Consider the following 5708-nt stretch of genomic DNA (forward strand, 5'->3'; position numbering starts at 1 on the left):
TACGAGACCTCGAGTCCGACGCCGACCTCCACCCGGCAGACCGTCGCCCCGCCGGTGAAGAACGATCTGTCCAGCGGCGCAACGCAGCGAGACCTCCAGGCCGGAGCCGTGAAGGCAACCGTCGACTACTGGTCGACGCTGTCGATGGACAAGTGGACAGCCGACGCGCTCAAGCCGATCAGCCTGTCACTGATCACGACGATTGAGCCCAACGACGGCCAAAAGGTCTACCTGCAGCGGGCGACGATGGTCGCGGTGCCCCAGAGCGACACGGGAGACCTTGCTCCCCTGGATCCGCAGGTGGATGCTGCGAGCGTCAACCCCGGTTATCTCGTGCTCTCGCCCTACAGCTACTCACAGAACTTCACCGTCGGTCCGGTGCCGTCGAACGCGATCTCGGTGACAGTCCAGTTCACGTACGACTTCCTCGTGCAGACGACCCCGACCTCGAACGAATACGCGAAGCAGACGGCATCCGACACGCTCACCATCGCGATCGCGCAGCAGTAGCGCTTCCGATCCGCGAACCCACACGTTCGCGCGCGACCCCACACGCTTCGGCGTGCCAGACGTGTGGGCTCGGCGCGGAAGGTGTGGGTTCGGCGGGGTGGGTGTCGGGTAGGGCAGTAGCGTTTCTGGTCAGGCGGTAACGCGCTCCCAGCGGTCGCCACCCTGCGCCCGGGCCGTAGCCGCGGCCGCGGCCGCGGTGGCAAGCAGAGCGTCCAGGTCGAATCCTGCCGTCGCGACGCTTGCCCAGCCGATGCTGGCTGAGGTGGTCACGGTGATGGGGGCCGCGGGGTCACGCACGGCGATTCGCCTCAGCACATCCCGTACGAGGTCCCGGATGACTGCTTCGGGACGAGAGATCAGCACGATGACTGCGCTGTCGGGGGCGATCGCGATGTCGGCATCCGTCGGGAAGACGGCAGTGACGCGCGCCTGGATGTCGCGAAGGAGTCGACCGAAGATCGCCGGGCCTCCCGCCTCTTGCAGGTCTTCGGCGTCGTCGAGTTCGATGCGCAGGAGCGACCACGTGTCGGCATCCCGCGCTGCCGCACGTTCGAGACGCTCGCGGGCCGTCCCGACGAACCGACCCCAGTCGCCCTGTGGCGCGCTCGACTCGATCGCTCGCGACCCCGGGGTGACCAACGGCACCAGCGACACGAGGGCGCACACCATGTAGACGAGCATCCCGATGGAGTTGAAGATGCGTGTCGAGGCGAAAGCTTCAGCCGTCGAAAGCGGGGTGAAGAGGGCACCGATGAGCACCGTGACGCCAGCGAGCGCGTAGCCCGCCGAGGCGACGACGATGGGCCACAGCAGACGCTCGGACCGTTCCGGGATGCGCCGCCACTCGAGGAGGAACAGCACCCCGAAGATGCCGGACACGAAGAACATGACACGGTAGGCCAGTCCGAACCAGGCCGACTCACCCGGCGCGAGGAGCGCGAGGATCGACGCGGCGGCGACGAGAGCGCTGATCCACGCGTAGGTGCGCACTTTGCGGTGGGCGCGCAGTCCCGACCACAGCAGCGCCGGGGCACCCAACAACAGACCCATCGACCCTCGTCGCAACTCCTCGGATTCGGCCGCGGTCGCGGCGAGGTAGCCGTAGCAGGCCACCATGATTCCCATGAACGTCAGCGACCACAGGAGGGTGGACCGGCGGGGCCTTGCGAGAAAGGCCAGCCCCACGAACAGGATCGTGCCGAGGGTCGCGATGGTCGCGTGGGCGATGCCGATGTTCGCGCCGTCGAGGTCGGGCCAGGGCAACTCACCAGGTGCGGAAAAGATCATCACGACTCCGGAGTGACGGAACGGGGAAGGCGGAGAGTCACTGTCGTGCCGTGACCGAGTTCGCTGGTCACGGTGAGGGTGCCGCCGTGGGCGGTCACGATCTCGCGCGCGATACCGAGCCCGAGACCGGTGCCGGGTGCCTGTTCCTGGGCGCGGGTGCTGCGAAACAGCGGGTCGAACACGTGCTCCAGGTCCTCGGAGGCGATGCCGATACCGGTGTCGGTGACCACGATCACGGCGGTGTCGCCATCCAGGGACGCCGAGACCCGCACGGATCCGCCTGCCGGCGTGTACTTGACGGCGTTGCTGACGATGTTGTCGAGGACCTGCCGGAGGCGGAACACGTCGCCATCCATCCGCAGGTGCGCGGGAAGATCGGTTTCGAGCGTCACGCGCTGTTCGCGCGCCGACGCAGCGAAAGCTTCGCTGACGGCGGCGAGCATCGGGACGAGGTCGAAGGAGCGGCGGTCTTGGGTGGGGGTGAACCCGCTGCGTGAGCGTTGCAGCATCGTCGAGGCGATACCCAGCATCCGTTCGCTGGCCGAGAGGATGGTCTCGAGGTGCTCCCGAATCTTCGGAGTCAGCTCGTCCTCTTCTTCGAGTGCGAGGTCGGCGTGGCCGATGATGACGGTGAGCGGGTGCCGCAGCTCGTGGGAGGCCACCGCGGCGATACGTTCGCGTTCGCGCTCGGCCTCGGTGACGGCGGTGATGTCGTGGGCCACGAGCATCGTCGACGCGGAGTCGTCGGCTGACGAGGTCAGCGGCATGGTGGTCACGGAGAGGGCATGCCAGGTGCCCTCGGCGTCGAAGAGCCAGACACGGGCATCCTCGAAGATCTCGCCGCGCTGCGCACGCGCGAAGGTTCGCTCGGATGCCGGAATCGCCGTCCCCTGCAGGGACGCGTACTCGACCGATGTGGGGGGAGAACTCGGGTCGTTGAGGTTCGTGCCGTAGAGGCGGTCGTAGGTGGTGTTGGCAGCGAGCAGAGACCCGTCACGGGCGAAGCGGAGGATGCCGACATCCACGCCGTTGATCAGCTCGATCGTGCTGCGCTCGGCGTTCGAGACCCGGTCGAGCGTCGTCTCGAGACGCCGCGTCTGGCCGAGGAGCAAGCGCTTGAACGCGCGCGTCTGGCGCATCGTGATGCTCGCGGTAACCCCCAGGAACGTCACGCCCAGGAGCACAGTGAACAATTCCACGGCGCCGGGGGGCTCGGCCGAGGTCGCCGCCTCAATCAGAAGAGAACCGGCGATGGTTGCGACAGCAGCACCGAGTGCCCAGCGCGAGAAGTGCAGGCCGATCCACATGATGGGGAAGACCCAGAAGAAGCCGAGCGGCAGGATCGAGGATGCCGCCATAAAACCGACGGCGACGATGTCGGCGAAGGGGATGACCAGCGGCAACCACCGGGGCATCCGCGCCCAGGGGGTTACGAGAGTCACGGCGGTGGCCAGGATGACGATCGCCACACCGGTGAGCATGAGCCACGACGTGAACAGCTCCGGCTCGTAACCGAGCGACACGACCGAGATGATGATGATCGAGACGCCCAGGGAGAGCTGCGTGAGCCAAATAGACCTCACTCGCACTGTCGCGCCGTCGACGTCGCGGAATTGCGCGTCTCTTGCGCTCACCTTGTGCTCCCCCTTAGACAGCGTTGAGTTCAGGCCTTTGTTCGTATCGTATACTTCCAGCGCATCCGGCTTGTGGAACCCGCCATGAGCCCGAGAAAACCGCGGAAAATCAGCCCTCGCTGCCCTGCACGTCGGCCCGCTCAAGGAGAAACCATGGCCACCGCCCCGCAATCGTCGCGCGTCGTGCGCCGCGTCGTGCTCGGTGCCGCCGCACTGGCTTTGGGCGCCTCGTCCTTGACCGGATGCCAGCAGATCGCCGAGGCCTTCAATTCGATCCAGGGCGAAGCGCCGGGCACAGCATCGACGGCGACGCCGGTGCCGCAGCCGGTCTCGACAATGGCGACGATGGACTTCGACTCGCTGTTCTCGTACGACGGGTCTGTCTCGCTCACGACGGATGTCGCGTCCGATCTGGAAGTCGTTCTCGATGTGTGGGCTGCCGACCCGAAGCGCACGCGCGAGTGGACGCCGAACAATGAGAAGGTGTTCGGGTTCGCGATCAACGCGTATGACCGTCGCGTCGATGACAAGGCGGTGTTGACACAGAAGCGCCGCGTCTACATTTCGTCGATTTCGATCACGTCGCAGACCGCGCAGACCTCGGGGATGGTGCAGCAGCCGTTCCAGTTCGCCGCCGACCCGCGCACGCTGGTGCCGCCGGACACGCTGCGCTCTGACCGCGGCCTGCTGCTCAACAGCTATCAGGGTGGTCTGCTCGTACCCGAGACGACGATCTTCATGCTTCCGGCCGATACGTACGGCATCACGCTGCAGTTCTCGTTCGGCATCTACGTCGAGGGCACCGCCAACGACGACGCCTCGTTCGCGCAACAGACGATTTATCAGTACCTGCCGATCGCGATCTACAACGATCAGGGCACGCTGAACATCGTGTCCAACGAGCCGACCACCGCGCCTCAGGGCTGAGCGGGAGCCGGACCGAGTCAGCTGACGACGCCGCCTGCCGGCCGGGTCTTGAGATCACTCGTGGCGGTCGGGGCGGCATCGGGCCAGACCGCGGCGAGTTCTGCCTCGGAATGCAGCGTGTAGCGCGTTATGCGGATCTCGATCGCTTCGCGGTAGTCGAGGTTCGGCACGGCGTGGGCGGTTGCCGCCTTCACGACGCTCTCCAGGTTCTCGATCCGCTGGTCTCCGGGAAGTGCGACGACATGGCGGCCGACGCGGCCGCGATGTGCGGCGTCGGGAAGGAGCTCGTGAAGAGACATCGCCGCAGCGCGATCCACGGCTGTTGCTGCGGGGCCACCGAAGGCGGCGCGGATGAGACTGAGGTCGGGGACCTCGACGTCGTAGACGGTCACCGCGCCGTGGGAGGCGATGTCTGAGCGCAGCGCATTGATGAGGTGCTCGATCTGCCGTGCTCGAGTCTCCAGCGCGCGGTCGCTCCACCACACCGCCACGCAGAGGGTTACCACGAGCAGGATGCTGAGAACTGATGCCGTCAGGGGTGAGAACACCGTTTGAAACGCGGGGGAGTCCTCGCCGACGGCGAAGAACATGAACGTGCGGATCGCCGAATACACGGCGTAGACGGCGAAGATGACACCGATCAGTCGGAAGGCTGCGATGTCGCGCGCCGGCGGGCGGAAAGCCTCGATCGCGACCCCTCCGCATCCGACGGCCACCAGGATCAGCCGCAACACGAAGCCGTCGGTCGGGCCCCCGATGACGGCGGTCACTGTCGCGCTCGCGATGAAGGTGGCCGCGACCGCCACCGACACCACCCAGCCGGGGGTGATCGAGGTGTCTCGCAGTTGTCGCATCCCCGCCCAGAAGTAGGCGGGTCCGCCGACGAGCGCCGCGTTCGCCGCCCCGATGATGATCGGCATCGGCTGATCCGGCACCAGTGCGGATGTGATGCCGGCGACGACTCCGCTCAGGGCTGCGGCGGCAGCGAAGCGCAGAAAGTACCGACGGGCAGCGCGCCCACCATTGGGGAGAGGCTTGCCGGGCAACTGGATGAGGGCCGGTGCGGCGATCACGAAAGCGATCGCCAGGACGGCAGACAACTCCAGTACACTCATTCTGCGCTTCTGTTTCTCGGGGCCTCGGGTATTCACCGGAGGCTTTCTTGAGGAAAACCTGAGGTGATGCTCTTCGACAACAGACCGGATGCTTGAGCCGAGTGTAGCAGTGTGGTAACAGCACTTCGGTTGGCGCGCGGATTGAGGGAAGGAGCGTGCTGATGTCCCACTGGGAAGCCCCGTACGTTCCTCCGTACCCGCAGCAGAATCAGCCCGCGATCGGGCAGTATCCCGG

The 5708-nt window shown here is 66.2% G+C and carries 5 protein-coding genes; 2 read left to right on the forward strand and 3 right to left on the reverse strand.

The features are described 5' to 3' along the window. On the forward strand, positions 1-510 hold a 510-nt coding region (locus tag B3587_RS02570; protein WP_292726317.1), incomplete at its 5' end, for a hypothetical protein. Between the two features lie 129 nt (positions 511-639). Here B3587_RS02570 and B3587_RS02575 read toward each other — a convergent pair. Further along, the gene (locus B3587_RS02575) at positions 640-1797 is read right to left on the reverse strand and encodes a hypothetical protein (RefSeq protein ID WP_292726319.1); all 1158 of its coding nucleotides are present in this window, start codon (positions 1795-1797) and stop codon (positions 640-642) included. Next, entirely contained in the window at positions 1797-3431 is a 1635-nt protein-coding gene (locus B3587_RS02580) for a sensor histidine kinase (RefSeq protein WP_292726321.1), read from the reverse strand. The genes B3587_RS02575 and B3587_RS02580 overlap by 1 nt, the downstream gene beginning before the upstream one ends. Before the next feature lie 153 nt (positions 3432-3584). Here B3587_RS02580 and B3587_RS02585 point away from each other — a divergent pair, with 153 nt between their 5' ends. Continuing rightward, positions 3585-4358: a fructose 1,6-bisphosphatase gene (locus B3587_RS02585; protein ID WP_228177295.1), complete on the forward strand. Its 774-nt coding sequence runs from the start codon at positions 3585-3587 to the stop codon at positions 4356-4358. 17 nt (positions 4359-4375) lie between these two features. Here B3587_RS02585 and B3587_RS02590 read toward each other — a convergent pair whose 3' ends face one another. Further along, positions 4376-5473 (reverse strand): hypothetical protein, encoded by a 1098-nt coding sequence (locus tag B3587_RS02590; protein ID WP_228177294.1) that lies wholly within the window; start codon positions 5471-5473, stop codon positions 4376-4378. Positions 5474-5708 lie beyond the last annotated feature (235 nt).

It is taken from the genome of Microbacterium sp. UBA837 (assembly GCF_002296025.1).
Lineage (GTDB): Bacteria > Actinomycetota > Actinomycetes > Actinomycetales > Microbacteriaceae > Microbacterium.